Origin of the sequence: Propionivibrio soli, assembly GCF_025770765.1 — a bacterium.
Lineage (GTDB): Bacteria > Pseudomonadota > Gammaproteobacteria > Burkholderiales > Rhodocyclaceae > Propionivibrio > Propionivibrio soli.
Genome location: NZ_JANZKY010000001.1, coordinates 322,129 through 338,855, shown reverse-complemented (window position 1 = coordinate 338,855; position 16,727 = coordinate 322,129). Strand labels below are relative to the sequence as shown.

Annotated in this window: 13 protein-coding genes; 7 read left to right on the top strand and 6 right to left on the bottom strand. The window is 61.9% G+C overall.

The window, feature by feature from the left end; all coding sequences use genetic code 11:
- Positions 1-4: 4 nt before the first annotated feature.
- On the bottom strand, positions 5-1,312 hold the full coding sequence (gene trhP, locus NZ453_RS01485; RefSeq protein WP_263768500.1) for a prephenate-dependent tRNA uridine(34) hydroxylase TrhP: 1,308 nt from the start codon (positions 1,310-1,312) through the stop codon (positions 5-7).
- Positions 1,313-1,435: 123 nt separating this feature from the next.
- On the opposite strand from trhP, the gene rng reads away from it, so the two are divergent.
- Positions 1,436-2,890, top strand: a complete 1,455-nt coding sequence (gene rng, locus NZ453_RS01480) for a ribonuclease G (RefSeq protein WP_263768499.1) — start codon at positions 1,436-1,438, stop codon at positions 2,888-2,890.
- 100 nt (positions 2,891-2,990) lie between these two features.
- Here rng and NZ453_RS01475 read toward each other — a convergent pair whose 3' ends face one another.
- From NZ453_RS01475 to kbl, 3 genes are read right to left on the bottom strand one after another with little or no spacing between them, the layout of a single operon-like run.
- Entirely contained in the window at positions 2,991-4,364 is a 1,374-nt protein-coding gene (locus NZ453_RS01475; protein ID WP_263768498.1) for an L-serine ammonia-lyase, read from the bottom strand.
- Between the two features lies 1 nt (position 4,365).
- A complete protein-coding gene (locus NZ453_RS01470; RefSeq protein ID WP_263768497.1) occupies positions 4,366-5,352 on the bottom strand; it encodes an NAD-dependent epimerase/dehydratase family protein in 987 nt (328 codons plus the stop codon).
- Positions 5,353-5,364: 12 nt separating this feature from the next.
- Complete coding sequence (gene kbl / locus NZ453_RS01465) at positions 5,365-6,570, bottom strand: glycine C-acetyltransferase (protein ID WP_263768495.1); 1,206 nt, start codon at positions 6,568-6,570, stop codon at positions 5,365-5,367.
- A 135-nt stretch (positions 6,571-6,705) separates the two neighbouring features.
- On the opposite strand from kbl, the gene NZ453_RS01460 reads away from it, so the two are divergent.
- From NZ453_RS01460 to NZ453_RS01450, 3 genes are all read left to right on the top strand, one after another.
- Positions 6,706-7,281: a helix-turn-helix domain-containing protein gene (locus NZ453_RS01460; protein ID WP_263768494.1), complete on the top strand. Its 576-nt coding sequence runs from the start codon at positions 6,706-6,708 to the stop codon at positions 7,279-7,281.
- A gap of 274 nt (positions 7,282-7,555) precedes the next feature.
- Positions 7,556-8,446, top strand: coding sequence for a dienelactone hydrolase family protein (locus NZ453_RS01455; protein ID WP_263768493.1), 891 nt, complete (start codon positions 7,556-7,558; stop codon positions 8,444-8,446).
- A gap of 101 nt (positions 8,447-8,547) precedes the next feature.
- Positions 8,548-9,051, top strand: coding sequence for a C40 family peptidase (locus tag NZ453_RS01450; RefSeq protein ID WP_263768492.1), 504 nt, complete (start codon positions 8,548-8,550; stop codon positions 9,049-9,051).
- Positions 9,052-9,093: 42 nt separating this feature from the next.
- Here the strand turns inward: NZ453_RS01450 and NZ453_RS01445 are convergent, their stop codons facing one another.
- Together NZ453_RS01445 and acnA are read right to left on the bottom strand one after the other, a co-directional pair.
- Positions 9,094-9,411 carry a YciI family protein gene (locus tag NZ453_RS01445; protein ID WP_263768491.1) on the bottom strand — a complete coding sequence of 106 codons (318 nt, stop codon included), beginning with the start codon at positions 9,409-9,411 and terminating at the stop codon, positions 9,094-9,096.
- Positions 9,412-9,573: 162 nt separating this feature from the next.
- The gene (gene acnA / locus NZ453_RS01440; RefSeq protein WP_263768490.1) at positions 9,574-12,279 is read right to left on the bottom strand and encodes an aconitate hydratase AcnA; all 2,706 of its coding nucleotides are present in this window, start codon (positions 12,277-12,279) and stop codon (positions 9,574-9,576) included.
- Between the two features lie 167 nt (positions 12,280-12,446).
- Between acnA and NZ453_RS01435 the strand changes: the two genes are divergently transcribed.
- Genes NZ453_RS01435 through NZ453_RS01425 form a run of 3 tightly spaced genes read left to right on the top strand, consistent with a single transcriptional unit; the run spans position 12,447 to position 16,631 of the window.
- Entirely contained in the window at positions 12,447-14,030 is a 1,584-nt protein-coding gene (locus tag NZ453_RS01435) for a DUF4118 domain-containing protein (protein ID WP_263768489.1), read from the top strand.
- Positions 14,023-14,706: a two-component system response regulator KdpE gene (gene kdpE / locus NZ453_RS01430; protein ID WP_263768488.1), complete on the top strand. Its 684-nt coding sequence runs from the start codon at positions 14,023-14,025 to the stop codon at positions 14,704-14,706. Before NZ453_RS01435 ends, kdpE begins: the two co-directional genes overlap by 8 nt.
- Before the next feature lie 38 nt (positions 14,707-14,744).
- The gene (locus NZ453_RS01425) at positions 14,745-16,631 is read left to right on the top strand and encodes a potassium transporter Kup (protein ID WP_263768487.1); all 1,887 of its coding nucleotides are present in this window, start codon (positions 14,745-14,747) and stop codon (positions 16,629-16,631) included.
- Positions 16,632-16,727: the final 96 nt, after the last annotated feature.

Sequence of the window (16,727 nt, the reverse complement as noted above, 5' to 3'; positions counted from 1 at the left end):
TTGCCTAGACAAAACGGGCGAGCATTGCGCCAGTCAGGTCCGAGGCCAACGGAATCCAGACCCGATGACCATTACCGGGCGCGACTTCGATCGGTGCGCCATCGGCGTTTTCCATGCGCTCCAGCACGATCTCGACGTTGCCGCCGGGATGGATGATTTCGATTCGGTCGCCGACCGCGAAGCGGTTTTTTACCTCGATTTCCGCCAGCTGCCGCGTGGTGTCCCAGGCGACGAAATCGCCGACATAAAGGCTGCGACCAGATTCTGAATGGCCGCGCAGATAGTTCTGCGTCTCATGTGCGTGATGACGCTGATAGAAGCCGTCGGTATAGCCGCGGTTGGCCAGCCCTTCGAGCTCGCCGAGCAGGCGCGGATCGAGCGGCCGGCCGGCGACGGCGTCGTCGATCGCCTGTCTGTAAGCCTGTGCCGTACGGGCAACGTAGTAAGGCGACTTGGTGCGGCCCTCGATCTTCAGCGAATCGACACCGATTTCCGCGAGGCGGGCGACGTGTTCGATGGCGCGCAGGTCCTTCGAGTTCATGATGTAGGTGCCGTGCTCGTCTTCTTCGATCGGCATCAACTCGCCTGGGCGTTCGCTCTCTTCGAGCAGCCAGCGGCGGGTGGCAGGCGGTGCGGCGCGTACGTCACCGGACGGTTCCTCGACCCCGGGCCGCACCGCGTAGTCCCAGCGGCACGCGTTGGTACACGTTCCCTGGTTCGGGTCACGCCGGTTGAAATACCCAGAGAGCAGGCAGCGCCCGGAGTAGGCGATACACAGGGCGCCGTGAACGAAGACTTCAAGTTCGATGTCCGGGCACTGTTGGCGGATTTCCGCGACTTCATCGAGCGACAGTTCGCGCGAAAGGATAATGCGCGCAATACCAAGCCGCTGCCAGAAACGGACGGCGGCGAAGTTGACCGTATTGGCCTGGACGGACAAATGAACCGGCATTTCCGGCCAGCGCTCGCGCACCAGATCGATCAGACCTGGGTCGGCCATGATCAACGCGTCGGGGCGCAAGGCGACGACTGGCGCCATGTCGGCTACGTAGGTGCGTACCTTGGCGTTGTGTGGCAGGACGTTGCTCACGACGTAGAAGCGCTTGCCCGCGTTGTGCGCCTCGTCGATGGCTCCGCGCAGGGTGGCGAGATCACCGAATTCGTTGTTGCGCACGCGCAGGCTATAACGCGGCTGCCCCGCGTAGACGGCGTCCGCACCGAACGCGAAGGCACGTCGCATCATCGCGGGCGACCCGGCGGGCGCGAGCAGTTCGGGTACGAAAGGGGTGAAATCGGGGCGTGCGGAGGGCATCGAAAAGTTGGCTGAGAGGCAGCGGAAATGCGTGAAACCCGGGCGTTGAGGCCGGGCGGGAGGGGCGCGGCGAGGTAGAATGCAACAAAGTCGCATTTTACTGCATTGTCCGGATTGTCCCCCATGCCAGAAGATATCCTGATCAACTTTACGCCGCAGGAAACGCGCGTCGCCGTCATGTACGAGGGCGTCGTGCAGGAACTGCACATCGAGCGCACGGCCAATCGCGGCCTGGTCGGCAACGTCTATCTCGGCCGTGTCGTCCGCATCCTGCCCGGGATGCAGTCGGCGTTCGTCGACGTCGGTCTGGATCGAACCGCCTTTCTGCACGTCGCTGATATCTGGGAACCTCGCCACAACGGCGACGCGCCGCGCTCGATCGAGCGTATGCTGAACGAAGGCCAGCGGGTACTCGTACAGGTGATCAAGGACCCGATCGGCACCAAGGGCGCCCGCCTGTCGACGCAGATCTCGATTGCCGGCCGCATGCTCGTGTATCTGCCGCAGGAAAAGCATATCGGCATTTCTCAGCGAATCGAGAACGAAGCCGAACGCGAGGCTTTGCGCGAGAAGATTACGCGCCTGGTGCCGGAAGACGAACCGGGCGGATTCATCGTGCGCACGATGGCGGAAAGTGCAAACGAGGAAGAGCTGGCGAACGACATTGAGTACCTGCGCAAGATCTGGCACGACATCCAGGTACAGTCAAAGACGCAGGCGCCACCGGCGTTACTGTACCAGGAGCTATCGCTCGGGCTGCGGGTTCTGCGCGATTTCGTGAATCCGGAAACGATGCGCATCGTTATTGACTCGCGGGAGAACTTTCAGAAACTGACGACCTTTGCCAACGAATACACGCCGACCGTGGCGCCGCTGCTCGAGCACTACGTTGGCGAACGGCCGCTGTTCGACCTCTACGGTGTAGAGGAAGAAATCCAGAAGGCTTTGGCGCACCGCGTGGACCTCAAATCAGGCGGCTATCTGATCATCGACCAGACCGAGGCGATGACGACGATCGACGTGAACACCGGTGGCTTCGTGGGTTTGCGCAATTTCGACGACACGATCTTCAAGACGAACCTTGAGGCTGCGCAGACGATCGCCCGTCAGCTTCGCCTGCGCAACCTCGGCGGCATCATCATCATCGACTTCATCGATATGGATACCGAGGAGCACCGCAACGCCGTGCTCGCCGAGTTCAACAAGGCGCTCGCCAAGGACCACACGCGCCTGACGGTCAACGGCTTCACGGCGCTCGGCCTCGTCGAGATGACGCGCAAACGCACACGCGAGTCTCTTGCGCACGTGCTCTGCGAAGTGTGCCCGACCTGCGGCGGCCGCGGCGAGGTGAAGACGGCGCGCACGGTGTGCTACGAGATTCTGCGCGAACTGCTGCGCGAAGCTCGACAGTTCAACGCGCGCGAATTCCGTATTCTCGGCGCGGTCTCAGTGATCGACATCTTCCTCGACGAAGAATCCCAGGGGCTGGCGATGCTTTCGGATTTCATCGGCAAGCCGATTTCGCTCAAGGCCGAGCCGAGTTATGCCCAGGAGCAATACGACATCGTTCTGTTGTGACGGGCGGTTTCTGAAGTTGGGAGCGCGCTTGCCTTAGGCTGTTCGAGGTGGCCGTTGAACCGGCCAAAAATCCCCGCGTCGAGGTGATACAGTCGGTGCGTCAGCACTCCGGCTGGCTCACCGCGGCAACGTGGATAGCTAGGCCGCCGAGTGAGGTTTCCTTGTACTTCGCCTGCATGTCGCTCCCGGTCTGACGCATCGTGGCAATGACCTGATCGAGACTGACGTGATGGCTGCCGTCGCTGTTGATGGCGAGCGATGCGGCGGTGATGGCTTTTACGGCGCCCATGCCGTTGCGTTCGATGCACGGGATCTGTACCAATCCGGCTATCGGATCGCAGGTCATGCCGAGATGGTGCTCGATGGCGATTTCGGCGGCGCATTCAACCTGCTCGTTGCTGCCCCCGAGCGCGGCGGTCAGTCCCGCGGCGGCCATGGCGCAGGCAACGCCCACCTCACCCTGGCAGCCGATCTCGGCTCCGGAGATCGACGCATTGCGTTTGCAGAGGAGGCCGATCGCGGCGGCGACAAGCAGAAAATCCCGTACGCCCGTTTCCGGGTCGGGGCTCCGGCATTCCTCCAGGAAATAGCGCAGAACCGCGGGGACGATGCCGGCCGAACCGTTGGTGGGCGCCGTCACCACACGCCCGCCCGCCGCGTTCTCTTCGTTCACGGCCATGGCGTAGAGGCTCACGCGATGCATTGCGTCGTTCGGCAACGGCGACGAATTTCGCTGCGCGGTGTTCCACAGCGTCGCCGCCCGACGCTTGACGTGCAGTCCACCCGGGAGTTCGCCGCTGGTGTTCAGACCGCTTTCCACGCATTGACTCATCACCTTCCATATCGTGTCCAGACCGGCATCCAGCGCTTCGGGGCTGCAGTGCGCCAGCTCGTTGGCACGTTGCATGGCGGCGATGCTCAAGTTGTTGCGTCGTCCAAGGCGCAACAACTCATCCATGCTTGCGAAAGGGTAGGGAGCGGGGGTCGACCCTGCGTCTTCTGCCGTTGGTGGATCGTCCTCGGCGCGGACAAAGCCGCCACCGATCGAATAGAAAACCCGCTCTCGCACGCGTCCGTCGCCGTACGTCAGAGTGAAGCGCATTCCGTTCGTATGACCGGGCAGGTTTTCGTTCTTGTGCCACAGAAGATCGCGTTCGCTATCGAAAGGAATGCTATGTCGCCCAGCCAGGCAGATTTTCCCGCTATCGGCGATGCTGGCTAACTTGGTAGGAATCTCACCCGGGTTGACCCCTGGCGGGGTTTCTCCCAGGAGGCCGAGCAGGATCGCTTTGTCGGTTCCGTGCCCGATTCCCGTAAGGGCTAGCGACCCGTAAAGGGCAACCTGAACGCGTTGGGCTTTTTCCAGATCGGGGCACTCGAGCAAAAAACGCCGTGCAGCGACCATGGGCCCCACCGTGTGGGAGCTCGACGGTCCAACCCCGATCTTGAAAAGATCGAATACACCGACGGTCATCTCATGCCGCTTCGTTCATGCACTCCGGGGTGCTTGTTCGCCAGCGCGGGGCGATATGCAGCAGCATGTCGTCCACCAGTTCATCCAGTCCGATTTCGGGCTTCCATCCCCAGTCGGCGCGCGCGCAGCTGTCGTCAAGGCTTTGCGGCCAGCTATCGGCGATGGCTTGGCGGTGGTCCGGCCGATACTCGATGCGGAATTCCGGCCGTCGCGCCTTGATGGCCGCCGCCAGCTCGCGAGGATTGAAGCTCAGTCCCGCCACGTTGTAGCCCGAACGTATACCGATCTGATCCGCCGGGGCGTCCATCAGCTCGATGGTCGCCCGGATGGCGTCAGGCATGTAGATCATCGGCAGCGTCGTATCCGGCCCGAGGTAACAGTTGTACGTCTCCCGGCTGGCGGCCGCGTGGAAAATGGCGATGGCGTAGTCCGTGGTACCGCCTCCGGGGGGAGACTTGTAGCTGATGATGCCGGGGTACCGGATGCTGCGTACATCCACGCCATATTTGCTGTGGTAGTACTCGCACAGGCGCTCTCCCGCCTGCTTGCTGATGCCGTAGATTGTGGTCGGGTCCATGACGGCCAGTTGTGGCGTATTCACGGCCGGCGTATGTGGGCCGAAGGCCGCGATCGACGAAGGCCAGAACACGCGCAAGGGTTTGCCGGATTCCGTTCGCTGACGGGCGATCTCCAACGTGTTGAGCAAGCCGTTCATATTCAGCGACCAGGCACGCAGGGGAGCCTGCTCACCGGTAACCGAAAGCAGGGCGGCCAGCTGATAAACCTGACCGACATCGTAGGCGTCGATGATCTGAGCCAAGCGAGTGGAGTCGAGCACGTCAAGTTTTTCGTAGCGTGCGGCTCCGGTGGAGCTGTTAGTCTGAATGTCCGCCGCAATCACGTTGTCTGCGCCGACTTTCGCCGCCAAAGCCTCGACCAGTTCGCTGCCGATTTGGCCGTTTGCACCAATAACCAGAATCCGTTCCATTGTTCGCTTCCCTCAGTCGATCAAGCCGAGTTCCCGCCCGGCCTGGGCAAACGCAGCCAGCGCCGCGTCCAATTGATGTCGCTGGTGTGCGGCCGATAGCTGTACGCGCACCCTGGCTTGCCCCATCGGCACCACCGGATAGAAGAATCCCGTGACAAGCACGCCGAGTTCATACAAGCGTTGGGCAAAACGTTGGGCCATCACTTCGTCGAAGAGCATCACGGGAACCACGGGGTGAGTGCCCGGCTTGATGGTGAATCCGAGGTTGCTGATCGCCTGCCGGAAGTACGCCGTGTTGGCATGCAGCCGGTCGCGCAGGTCGCTCGAGGTCGATAAACGGCGGAGCACGTCGAGCGAGGTTCCGGCAATGGTCGGGGCGAGGCTGTTTGAAAACAGGTAAGGTCGCGATTTCTGGCGCAGCATATCGATCACCTCGCGTCGTGCAGCCGTGAAGCCGCCCATCGCTCCGCCGAGCGCCTTGCCCAACGTTCCGGTAATGATGTCGACGCGACCCATTACGCCGTGGTGTTCGTGCGTGCCGCGTCCGGTTCTCCCCAGAACGCCCGAGGCGTGGCATTCGTCGATCATCACGAGCGCGCCGTAACGTTCGGCCAGGTCGCAGATCTTGTCGAGCTGGGCGATCGTTCCGTCCATCGAAAATACCCCGTCGCTCGCGATGACTTTGTGGCGTTTCCCGGAAGCCGCTTTCAGTTGGGCTTCCAGGTCTGCCATATCGTTATGCTGATAGCGGAAGCGGGCGGCTTTCGAAAGGCGGATGCCGTCAATGATCGAGGCGTGATTCAACGCGTCCGAGATGATCGCGTCGGATTCGTCAAACAAGGGTTCGAACAGCCCGCCGTTGGCGTCGAACGCCGCCGCATAGAGGATGACGTCCTCCATTCCGAGAAATTCGGCCAGCGCCTTCTCGAGTTCTTTGTGTACGGTCTGCGTGCCGCAGATGAAACGCACCGACGATAGCCCGTAACCGTATTGCTCCGCCGCCGTGGCGACGTCCGCCACCAGCGCATTGTCGCCGGATAGGCCGAGGTAATTGTTGGCGCACAGGTTGATCAGGGTGCGTCCGTCGGCACAGACGACCTCCGCACCCTGGCGCGATGAAATGATCCGTTCCTGCTTGTAAAGCCCTTGCTCGCGGAGCCCGTCCAGGTTATCCCGCAAGTTGGCGTAAAAAGCGCTCCGGGCATCGTTGGTCGTCATGGCATGATTCCTATTTTGTGAGTACAGTCCTTTTTTCCGTATCTATTCGAAAAAACGGACTTGGTTCGATATATCGAAAAAATATTCGTTATATTGGATACTAACCATGCGCATTGAACATTGCAAGCATCGGCCATGAAAATTCCCAATTCCCCATCCACACCCCCGGAAGTAGGGGCTACCCTGCAAAAGCTGCGCCTGGCGAGAAATTTGACACTGGAAGATTTGTCGCGTGCCGCGGGCGTATCGAAATCGATGCTTTCGCAAATTGAGCGCGAGAAGGCGAACCCGACGATCGCCGTCGCTTGGCGCTTGTCCAACGCGCTGGGCGTGAGCATTGCCGAGTTGCTGACGTCGGAGACACGCGAGAACGATTCGATTCGCGTCCTTGAAGCGCACGAAATGCCCACCATGGCGGGCAACCACGCCGGCTACGTCTTGCGCATCCTCAGCCCGCTGGAACTTGCCGGGAAGTTCGAGTGGTACGAGTTGGTGCTGGCGCCCAACGGGGAATTGGCGTCAAACCCGCACGACCCCGGTGCCACCGAACATCTCACGCTGTTGCAAGGCGCGATGGAGCTTGAAGTGGATGGCGAGAAGAAGAAATTGAGGAACGGCGCGACGGCCCGTTATCAAGCGGATCGCCCGCATTCCATCCGGAACCTTGGCAAGGTTGAAGCGAAGGCGCTGATGGTCCTTATTCACTCCTAGCGAGGTTTGGCCGGTTGGCTTCTGCGGTTGAAAACCCGGTTGCGAAAACCCACGCCTTGCAAAGCCCTTCAGCGCAAAAGGTGATGGAAGATTGAACGGAGTTCCGGCAAGCAGGGACTTGCCGATCTACCTGCGTCGCGTCGCTGGGTGAAGTAAACCTCCGATCATCTTGGTCCATGTGCCAAGTGTCGTCGGGAATTTGGCAGCTTTCTCCCTGTCTATGCCGCTGCGTTCGCCGTGCAACGCGCCCTCATCGCCGCCAAGGAGAAACCCGATGACAACAAGCGTCCCGACCAGCCCCGAGTTCGACAGTCTGGCTCCCGCCGTTCCCTTCGATCGTCGCAGTTTCATCGTCACCGCGCTCGGCGCCGGCTTTGCCCTTGCCGTGCAGCCGGTGATGGCGCAGACGACGATCACGACCGACAGCACGGGGCTGACGGCAGGCGAGGTGAAAGTGCCCGCAGCCGGCGGCGAGATGCCGGCTTACAGAGCTCAGCCGGCTTCCGGGAGCCGGTTTCCGGTGATCCTGGTAGTTCAGGAAATCTTCGGAGTCCATGAGCACATCAAAGATATCTGCCGCCGTCTTGCCAAGCAGGGGTATATGGCGATTGCGCCCGAGCTTTACGCGCGCCAGGGCGATCCGCGCCAATACACGAACATTCAGGAACTGATGACCAACATCGTCGCCAAGGTGCCCGACGAGCAGGTCATGGGCGACCTCGACGCTTGCGTCGACTGGGCCGAAGCCCAAGGTGGCGATACCTTGCGCCTCGGCATAACGGGTTTTTGCTGGGGCGGACGCATCGTTTGGCTGTATGCAGCGCGTAACCCGAAGGTCAAGGCCGGTGTGGCTTGGTACGGACGCCTCGTCGGCGATACGAATGCGCTCAACCCAAGGAATCCGATCGACATCGCGGGGCAACTGTACGGACCTGTGCTCGGCCTGTACGGCGGGCAGGACCAAGGGATCCCGCTCGATACCGTCGAACGGATGCGCAAAGCGCTCACTGAATCATCAAACGCGGCAAGCAAGGCGTCGACAATCCATGTGTACGAAAACGCGCCGCACGCATTCAACGCCGATTATCGGCCGAGCTACCGCAAGGCCGAGGCGGAGGACGGCTGGCAGCGGCTGCTCGCCTGGTTCAAGCAAAACGGTCTTTGACGCTGTCTAGGGCGGCGTGGCGGTGACGCGACCGCGCGGAACGACCGCCGCCATATTGCAGCATTGCAACGAAAAGCCGGTGTTCGCCTATACTGCACGGCATGCAATTGCGCACCCTGATCGCTGCCGGCTTTCTCTCCGTGCTCGCCGCATGCGGCACGGTACCGCCCACGTCCATGCCCACCCCCGCCCCGGATGCTACGCCGGTGGCGCGACCTCGCGACAGCGAGCTCGGCCGCGAAGTCGCGTTGTTCGCGCTTGGTTTGATCGACACGGGCTATAAGTTCGGCGGCAAGAATCCCGACGCGGGCCTCGACTGCAGCGGCATGGTGGCTTACATCTACAACCAAGCGGCCGGGCTGAAGGTAAGCGGCAGTGCCGCTGATATCGCCCGTCAGGGGCGGGAGGTCGAGCGCGGTGCGTTGCGTCCTGGCGATCTTGTCTTCTTCAATACTCGCAATGCGCCTTTCTCGCACGTCGGGGTTTATATCGGCGACGATCGGTTTGTGCACGCGCCATCCACCAACGGCCGCGTGCGCGTCGACCGCATGACCGCCGCTTACTACGCGCGCCGCTTCGAATCGGCGCGCAGCTATTTCGACTGAGCCTGCTTGCTTCCGCAAGTTCGGGGCGCTCGGTTCCCGAAATCAGGCTGCCATCGCACCATCCCGGCCTTCGACCCAGTCGTCGAGGAAGGGTTGGCGTTTGGCCGCCGCAAACGCGACGAAGCGATGCTCGGCGAGTCCCTTCTGCTTGTATGGATCGTGCGCAAAGAACTCGCGTACCGCCGCCTCATCGACGGCACGCGCGACGCACAGGCCGCCCCGTTTGTCGGCACGCGGGCCGGACAGGAGCAGCAGGCCGCGGTCATAGCCGGTCTGCAGGTAGGCGCGGTGTTCGGCGACCGCGTCGCCAAAGGTTTCGAACGGACGAGTGAAGACGATCTCGACGAGGAAGCAGGGCATGGTGTTCTCCTTTTTGTAGGCATGGAAAGTGGCCTTGAACGAGGCATGAACGAGATTCGAACGACTTGGCCATCTTCCCGCAGGACAACACCGGGGTATTGTAAAAAACGGACATCGCGCAAACATGGCCGCGGGACAATCGGCTCGCGGCCATTTCTTACGTCACGCTTTGGCGAGCAACTGGTTGAGCACGTACGGCAGGATGCCGCCATGCCGGAAATACTCGACCTCGATCGGTGTATCGATCCGGCACAGGACAGGCCGCTCGACCCATTCGCCGTTTGCACGCCGAATGACGAGCGTCAACGTCTGTTTCACGGCCGGAGTTTCCTCGATGCCAATGATGTCGAATTGCTCGTCGCCGGCAAGGCCGAGCGTTACCGCCGAATCGTCGCCCATGAACTGCAGTGGCAGGACGCCCATGCCAACGAGGTTCGCGCGGTGGATACGTTCGTAGCTGCGCGCAACTACGGCGCGCACGCCAAGCAGACGCGGGCCCTTCGCTGCCCAGTCGCGCGAAGACCCGGAGCCGTATTCCTCGCCGGCGAACACGATCGTCGGGATACCGCGGTCCTGATAGGTCATGGCGGCGTCGAAGATGGTGGTCTGCCGACCGTCGAGCAGTGTGAAGCCGCCTTGCGGTCGCCGTCCTTCAGCGTCGGGCGGCAGCATCAGGTTACGGATGCGCACGTTGGCAAAGGTGCCGCGTACCATGATTTCGTGGTTGCCGCGACGCGAGCCGTAGGAGTTGAAGTCCGGCCGCTTGACGCCTTTCGAGAGCAGCCATTGACCGGCGGGGGTCGTTTCGCCGAATGAGGCCGCGGGCGAAATGTGGTCGGTGGTGACCGAGTCGCCGAGGATGAGTAGCGCGCGGGCGCTGTGGATGTCGCCCGGGGGGAGGTCCGGCATTTCCAGAAAGGGCGGACGGGCGATATACGTCGAGGGCGGCCAGTCGTACAGGTCGCCGATGGGCGCCGGTATCGCGTTCCACAAATCGTTCCCGGTAGTGAAGTCGCCGTAGCGCGCGCGGAACGTTGCCGGATCGAGAGCGAACGGCAGCACCGCATTGATTTCGTCCGAGGTCGGCCAGACATCGCGCAGATAGACCGGTTCGCCATCGCGGCCCTTACCGAGCGGTTCGTGCGTCAGGTCGATATTCGCACGCCCGGCGATGGCAAAGGCGACGACCAGCGGCGGCGAGGCGAGGAAATTGGCGCGCAGGTTCGGGTGGATGCGCGCCTCGAAGTTACGGTTACCGGACAGGACTGCTGCGACGACGAGCTGATTATCGACGATCGCCTTGTTGAACGCCGGGTCGAGATCGCCCGCATTGCCGATGCACGTCGTGCAGCCGTAGCCCGCGAGCGCGAAGCCGAGTTCGGCAAGCGGACCGATCAGACCGCCCTTTTCCAGATAATCGGTGACGACGCGCGACCCCGGGGCGAGCGAGGTCTTGATGTGCGGCGCGACTTTCAACCCCTTCGCCACGGCCTTCTTTGCCAGCAATCCGGCAGCGATCATCACCGCCGGATTGCTCGTGTTGGTGCACGAGGTGATCGCGGCGATCAGCACGTCACCGTGGCCGAGATCGACGCCGGCACGGTCGGTCGGGTAGCGTTTGCCCAATGTTTCCGCCGGCCGGGAGAAACCGTCGGCGGATTCCGGGGCGGTCAGTTGCCGGTTGAAGGTCCCCGCCATTTCGGGCAGCGGGATGCGGTCCTGCGGCCGTTTCGGACCGGCAAGCGAGGGCACGATGCTTGACAGGTCGAGGCGTACGACGCGCGAATAGTCCACTTCGCCGGCGAGCGGAATCCCGTACAAGCCCTGTGCCTTGAAATAGGCTTCGAGCAATGCGCACTCTTCCTCTTTGCGGCCGGTGCCGCGCATGTAGGCGACGGTATTGTCGTCGACCGGGAAGAACCCCATCGTCGCGCCGTATTCAGGCGCCATATTGGCGAGCGTCGCCCGGTCGGTGACGGAAAGCGTGCGCGCGCCTTCGCCGAAGAACTCAACGAACGTTCCGACGACCTTTTCTCGACGCAGGATTTCGGTCACGGTAAGTACGAGATCGGTGGCCGTCACGCCTTCGTTCAACCGCCCGGTCAGCTCCATGCCGACGACGTCGGGGGTGAGAAAGTAAACCGGCTGGCCGAGCATGGCGGCTTCCGCCTCGATGCCGCCGACGCCCCAGCCGACCACGCCGACGCCGTTGATCATCGTCGTGTGCGAGTCGGTGCCGACCAGCGTGTCGGGGAAGACGACTTCGCCGTCTTCCGTATTCTGACGGCGTAGGCCGTTGAACAGGTATTCGAGATTCACCTGATGCACGATGCCGATGCCCGGCGGTACGACCTTGAACGTATCGAACGCCTGCATGCCCCACTTCATGAACTGGTAGCGTTCGCGGTTGCGCTCGAACTCGATGGCCATGTTCTTTTGCAGTGCGTCGGGCGTTCCGTACGTGTCGACCTGCACCGAGTGATCGACAACGAGATCGACCGGTACCAGGGGCTCGATGCGTTTGGGATCGACGCCGCGGGTGCTGGCGGCTTGCCGCATGGCCGCCAGGTCACAGAGCAGGGGGACTCCAGTCAAGTCTTGTAGCACGACACGCGCGACGACAAAGGGGATCTCCTCGTTGCGGGGTGCGTTCGGCTGCCAGGCGGCCAGTTCGCGCACGTGGCGTTCGGTAACACGCTTGCCGTCGCAATGGCGTACCAGCGCTTCGAGCACGATGCGCAGGGAAACGGGAAGGCGCGTGATGTTGCCGATTCCGGCCCGTTCCAATTCAGGCAGCGAGTGGAAGGAAACCTGCGGGACACCGGGCGCGTCGAGGCGGGTCAGCGTATTGAACGGCGGGTTTGCCATGTGTTTTTCCTTGTCGTCAGGTACCGTTAGGACAGGTCACACCAGACGTTGTTCCGCGCATGGAAAACCACGTTTTGACGGTGAGGAAACATCGCGGCGAGGCGTTTACACCTTTTTTATGCCCGGCGCGGGAGAATTCCGCCCATGTTCTTCCGAGTTTGAGATCCATGAGCATCGAAAAGGGCGGCGGTGCGTTGCCCCCACACAAGAATGGCCGGCTTTTGGCCCTTCCTACCTGGCAGCGACACCTGCTGGCTGTGTGTATCTGTACGGTGACGGCCCTGCTGGCCACCCCGATGGCCGGTCGTCTCGACCCGGCGAACATCGTGATGCTGTTCCTGCTCGCGGTGCTCGCCGTGGCAGTCAGTCTTGGGCTTGAGCCGGCACTGCTCGCTGCTTTTCTCAGCGTCGGTTTGTTCGACTTCCTTTTTGTCCCGCCTCGCTTTTCGTTCGAGGTCAATGACGGACAGTACGTCGTCACCTTTGCCGTGATGCTGGCCGTGGCGATTGTCACCGGCCGGCTTACCGCCGGCTTGCGTCGACGCGCGGACGAATCGGCCACCGAGGCTTTGCGCACCGGCGCTTTGTATGAAATGGCGCGTGATCTTTCTGGTGCGCTGATGGTGGAACAGATTGCGGAGATCACCGGCTCCTATCTGCATCGCGTCCTCAATGCCGAAGCCGTATTGCTCCTGCCGGATGGGAAGGGGAATCTGAAGGCCGTCGAAGTGGCGGGCACGAAAGGGCTGGCGGTTGAGCCCACGTTAGCGTTCGTCGCGTACGAAAAAGGCGAGCCGGTCGAGTGCTCACCCCTTGCGGCGCCTGGGTTCGCCACACTCTATCTGCCGTTGCGAGCGCCGATGCGCGTGCGCGGCGTTCTCGCCGTAGCACCCGCCGACGGAAGCCGGCGGCCATTGCCAGACGAGCACGGGCGTTTGCAGGCCGCCGCCTCGCTCGCCGCGATCGCCATCGAACGGGTGCACTACGTCGATGTGGCGCAACGTACGCAAGTGCAGATGGTGTCCGAGCGGCTACGCAGTTCCATCCTTTCCGCGCTATCGCACGATCTGCGTACGCCGCTCACCGTCCTCGTCGGGCTCGCGGACTCTCTGGCAATGAGTAGACCTCAGCTTCCCGACGATGAGCGAGAGACGGCAGGGGCCATCCGCGACCAGGCCGAGCGGCTCAACGGACTGGTGGCTAACCTCCTCGATATGGCGCGCCTGCATGCCGGCGATGTGACGTTGCAGAAGGAGTGGCAACCGATCGAGGAGGTCATCGGGTCGAGCATCAAGCTGCTCGGCCGCGCGCTGGCCGAGCATCCGGTCAAGGTGTCGCTGGCGAGCGATTTTCCGCTCGTCGAGTTCGACGCCATCCTGATCGAGCGGGTTTTCTGCAACCTGCTAGAGAACGCCGCCAAATACTCGCCACCGGGAACGCCCATCGAAATTGTCGTGCGGGCACAGGCCGGCAACGCAGAGGTCAGCGTGAGCGACAGCGGCGACGGATTTGCCGGCGATACCGTAGCGCTGTTCGAGATGTTTGCGCGCGGAGAACACGAATCCGCCAAGCCGGGCGTCGGGCTGGGCCTGGCGATCTGCCGCGCGATCGTCGAGGCGCATGGCGGCACGATCTCCGCGGCGAACCGGCCGCAGGGGGGCGGCAGTGTAACGTTTACGCTCCCGCTCGGGGAGCCGCCTACGATCGAAGAAGAACCCATCCCCGGCGAGATGGACGCTAGCCATGGTTGAAACGCCTGCAGTCGTTCTCGTCGAAGACGAGCGGCAAATCCGCCGCTTCGTGCGCGCTGCGCTCGAAGGCGAGGGTTGCGCCGTTTTCGAGGCCGGCACGCTTGTGGAGGGCGTGCGCGAAGCCGCCGACCGTCATCCTGCCTTGATCATTCTTGACCTCGGCTTGCCCGACGGCAATGGTATCGACCTCATCCGCGACGTGCGCAATTGGTCCGACGTGCCGATCCTTGTGCTGTCGGCGCGCGTGCAGGAGAAGGACAAAATCCAGGCGCTCGACCTGGGGGCTGACGACTATCTCACCAAGCCATTCGGCGTCGGCGAACTCCTCGCCCGTACCCGTGCCCTCCTGAGACGCCAGGGGCGTGCGAATGCCTCGCCGATCGTCGCCTTTGGCGACGTCGAAGTGGATCTCTCGCGCCGGCTCGTGACCCGTGCCGGCAGCCCGGTGCACCTGACGCCGATCGAGTACCGGCTGCTCTCTCTTCTTCTCGCAAATGCTGGCAAGGTAATGACGCAGCGCCATCTATTGCGCGAGGTATGGGGCGGTTCGAGCGTCGAGAGCAATCATTATCTGCGCGTCTACGTCGGGCACTTGCGGCAAAAACTCGAAGACGATCCGACCCAGCCGAAATACCTGCTTACGGAAACGGGCGTGGGGTACCGTTTCCAGCCCTGAACAGGGCTTTCCTACTTTCTCGCATTCCGGAAATTCTGATGAGCCAAATAACAAATGCGTCCGACCGGACGCACTTCAAAACGCTTACGCTTGCCGCGCTAGGGGTCGTTTACGGCGACATCGGCACGAGCCCCCTGTACGCGTTGCGCGAAGTCTTCGGCAGCCCGCACCACCCCGTACCGATAACGCCGGAGAACGTCCTCGGGATTCTCTCTCTCGTGTTCTGGACGCTTATGCTTGTCATCAGCGGTAAATACGTGTCGTTCATCATGCGCGCGGACAACCGGGGGGAAGGCGGCATCATGTCGCTGATGACGCTCGCGCTGCGGGGCGTTGGCGAAGGGCCGAAGCGGCGGCTGATCCTGCTGCTGGGTCTGTTCGGCGCGGCTCTTTTTTACGGCGACGGCGTGATTACGCCGACGATTTCAGTACTCTCCGCCGTGGAAGGTTTGGAGGTCATCACGCCGGCGCTCAAACCCTTCGTCATCCCCTTGGCGCTGGCGATACTGGTCGGCCTGTTCGTGATACAGCGGAACGGAACCGCGAGCATCGGAAAGCTCTTCGGTCCCATCATGATCGTCTGGTTCATTACGCTTTCGGTCCTCGGCGCGCGTTCCATCATCCTTGAACCGAGCGTGTTACGCGCGTTGAATCCCGCCTGGGCCGTGGGATTCCTGTCGGCCCATCCTCTCCTGGGCTTCTTCTCGCTCGGTGCCCTCGTTCTCGTCATCACGGGGGGGGAAGCGCTTTACGCGGACATGGGGCACTTCGGCCGCAAGCCGATCACGATCGCTTGGTTTGGGATGGTGTTGCCCGCTCTGCTCATCAACTATCTTGGACAGGGTGCGCTGCTGCTCAGCAATCCCGCGGCGATCGAGAATCCGTTTTATCTTCTAGCGCCAAGCTGGGCCCTTTACCCGATGGTCGTACTTGCGACCGCGGCGACGGTTATCGCCTCGCAGGCGGTGATCTCGGGCGCCTTCTCGATCACGCTTCAGGCAATGCAACTCGGCTATTCGCCCCGTTTCGAGGTGCATCACACTTCCGAGAGCCAGATGGGACAAATCTACCTGCCGGCCATCAATTGGCTGCTGCTTGCCGCGGTGATCGCGGCGGTGATCGGTTTCGGGTCGTCGAGCAATATCGCCGCGGCGTATGGAATTGCCGTGACCGGGACAATGCTTATCACTAATCTCCTGGCGTTTGTTGTCGCGCGTAACGACTGGAAATGGTCGTTGTTGAAGGTCCTGCCATGCGTCGTGCCGTTCGTGATCATCGATCTCGCTTTCTTCTCCGCCAACTCGACCAAAATCGCCGATGGCGGATGGTTTCCGTTGGCTTTCGGCGCGGTCGTGTTCATCGTATTGACGACCTGGAAACGAGGCCGCGAGGTTATGCATGCGAAACTCGGCCAGGATGCGATCCTGCTTGAGCCATTCATTCAGAGCCTATCGTTGGGCGGCACTACTCGTGTCCCGGGTACTGCAGTCTTTTTGACCGGTCGCCCCGAAGGCGTCCCCCGCGCCATGTTGCACAGCCTCAAGCACTACAAGGTGCTGCACGAACGCATGGTGATCGTGACCATCCGGATTTTCGACGTTCCCTACGTGCCAGAAATCGACCGCGTCGAAGTGAAGCCGCTCGGTGGGGATTTCTGGCAGGTGACGGTTCAATATGGGTTCAAGGATGAGCCCGATCTTCCCGAAGCGCTGACGCATTGCGCCCATTTCGGCCTCGAGTTCGACATGATGGACACTTCATTCTTCCTCGGCCGCGAGACGCTAATACCCCGCATCGGCAAGGAAATGGCGTATTGGCGGGTTCTGCTCTTCTCGACGATGTTCCGCAACGCGACGAGCATGACCGCCTTTTTCCATATTCCGTCCAACCGGGTAGTCGAACTCGGATCGCAAGTGGTGCTCTAGCTGCCTGTTGTCGGGAGTGAGCCAGCGCTTTTCTACAGGACCGGGATTTGTCCCTTTCGCCGTGTCGGCCTTTCGTACAGCGGTGACGGATTTTTT

Bases quoted from the DNA above. Each gene is read 5' to 3' on its own strand.
- trhP (WP_263768500.1), bottom strand. From the start codon at position 1,312: ATGCCCTCCGCACGCCCCGATTTCACCCCTTTCGTACCCGAACTGCTC.
- rng (WP_263768499.1), top strand. From the start codon at position 1,436: ATGCCAGAAGATATCCTGATCAACTTTACGCCGCAGGAAACGCGCGTC.
- NZ453_RS01475 (WP_263768498.1), bottom strand. From the start codon at position 4,364: ATGACCGTCGGTGTATTCGATCTTTTCAAGATCGGGGTTGGACCGTCG.
- NZ453_RS01470 (WP_263768497.1), bottom strand. From the start codon at position 5,352: ATGGAACGGATTCTGGTTATTGGTGCAAACGGCCAAATCGGCAGCGAA.
- kbl (WP_263768495.1), bottom strand. From the start codon at position 6,570: ATGACGACCAACGATGCCCGGAGCGCTTTTTACGCCAACTTGCGGGAT.
- NZ453_RS01460 (WP_263768494.1), top strand. From the start codon at position 6,706: ATGAAAATTCCCAATTCCCCATCCACACCCCCGGAAGTAGGGGCTACC.
- NZ453_RS01455 (WP_263768493.1), top strand. From the start codon at position 7,556: ATGACAACAAGCGTCCCGACCAGCCCCGAGTTCGACAGTCTGGCTCCC.
- NZ453_RS01450 (WP_263768492.1), top strand. From the start codon at position 8,548: ATGCAATTGCGCACCCTGATCGCTGCCGGCTTTCTCTCCGTGCTCGCC.
- NZ453_RS01445 (WP_263768491.1), bottom strand. From the start codon at position 9,411: ATGCCCTGCTTCCTCGTCGAGATCGTCTTCACTCGTCCGTTCGAAACC.
- acnA (WP_263768490.1), bottom strand. From the start codon at position 12,279: ATGGCAAACCCGCCGTTCAATACGCTGACCCGCCTCGACGCGCCCGGT.
- NZ453_RS01435 (WP_263768489.1), top strand. From the start codon at position 12,447: ATGAGCATCGAAAAGGGCGGCGGTGCGTTGCCCCCACACAAGAATGGC.
- kdpE (WP_263768488.1), top strand. From the start codon at position 14,023: ATGGTTGAAACGCCTGCAGTCGTTCTCGTCGAAGACGAGCGGCAAATC.
- NZ453_RS01425 (WP_263768487.1), top strand. From the start codon at position 14,745: ATGAGCCAAATAACAAATGCGTCCGACCGGACGCACTTCAAAACGCTT.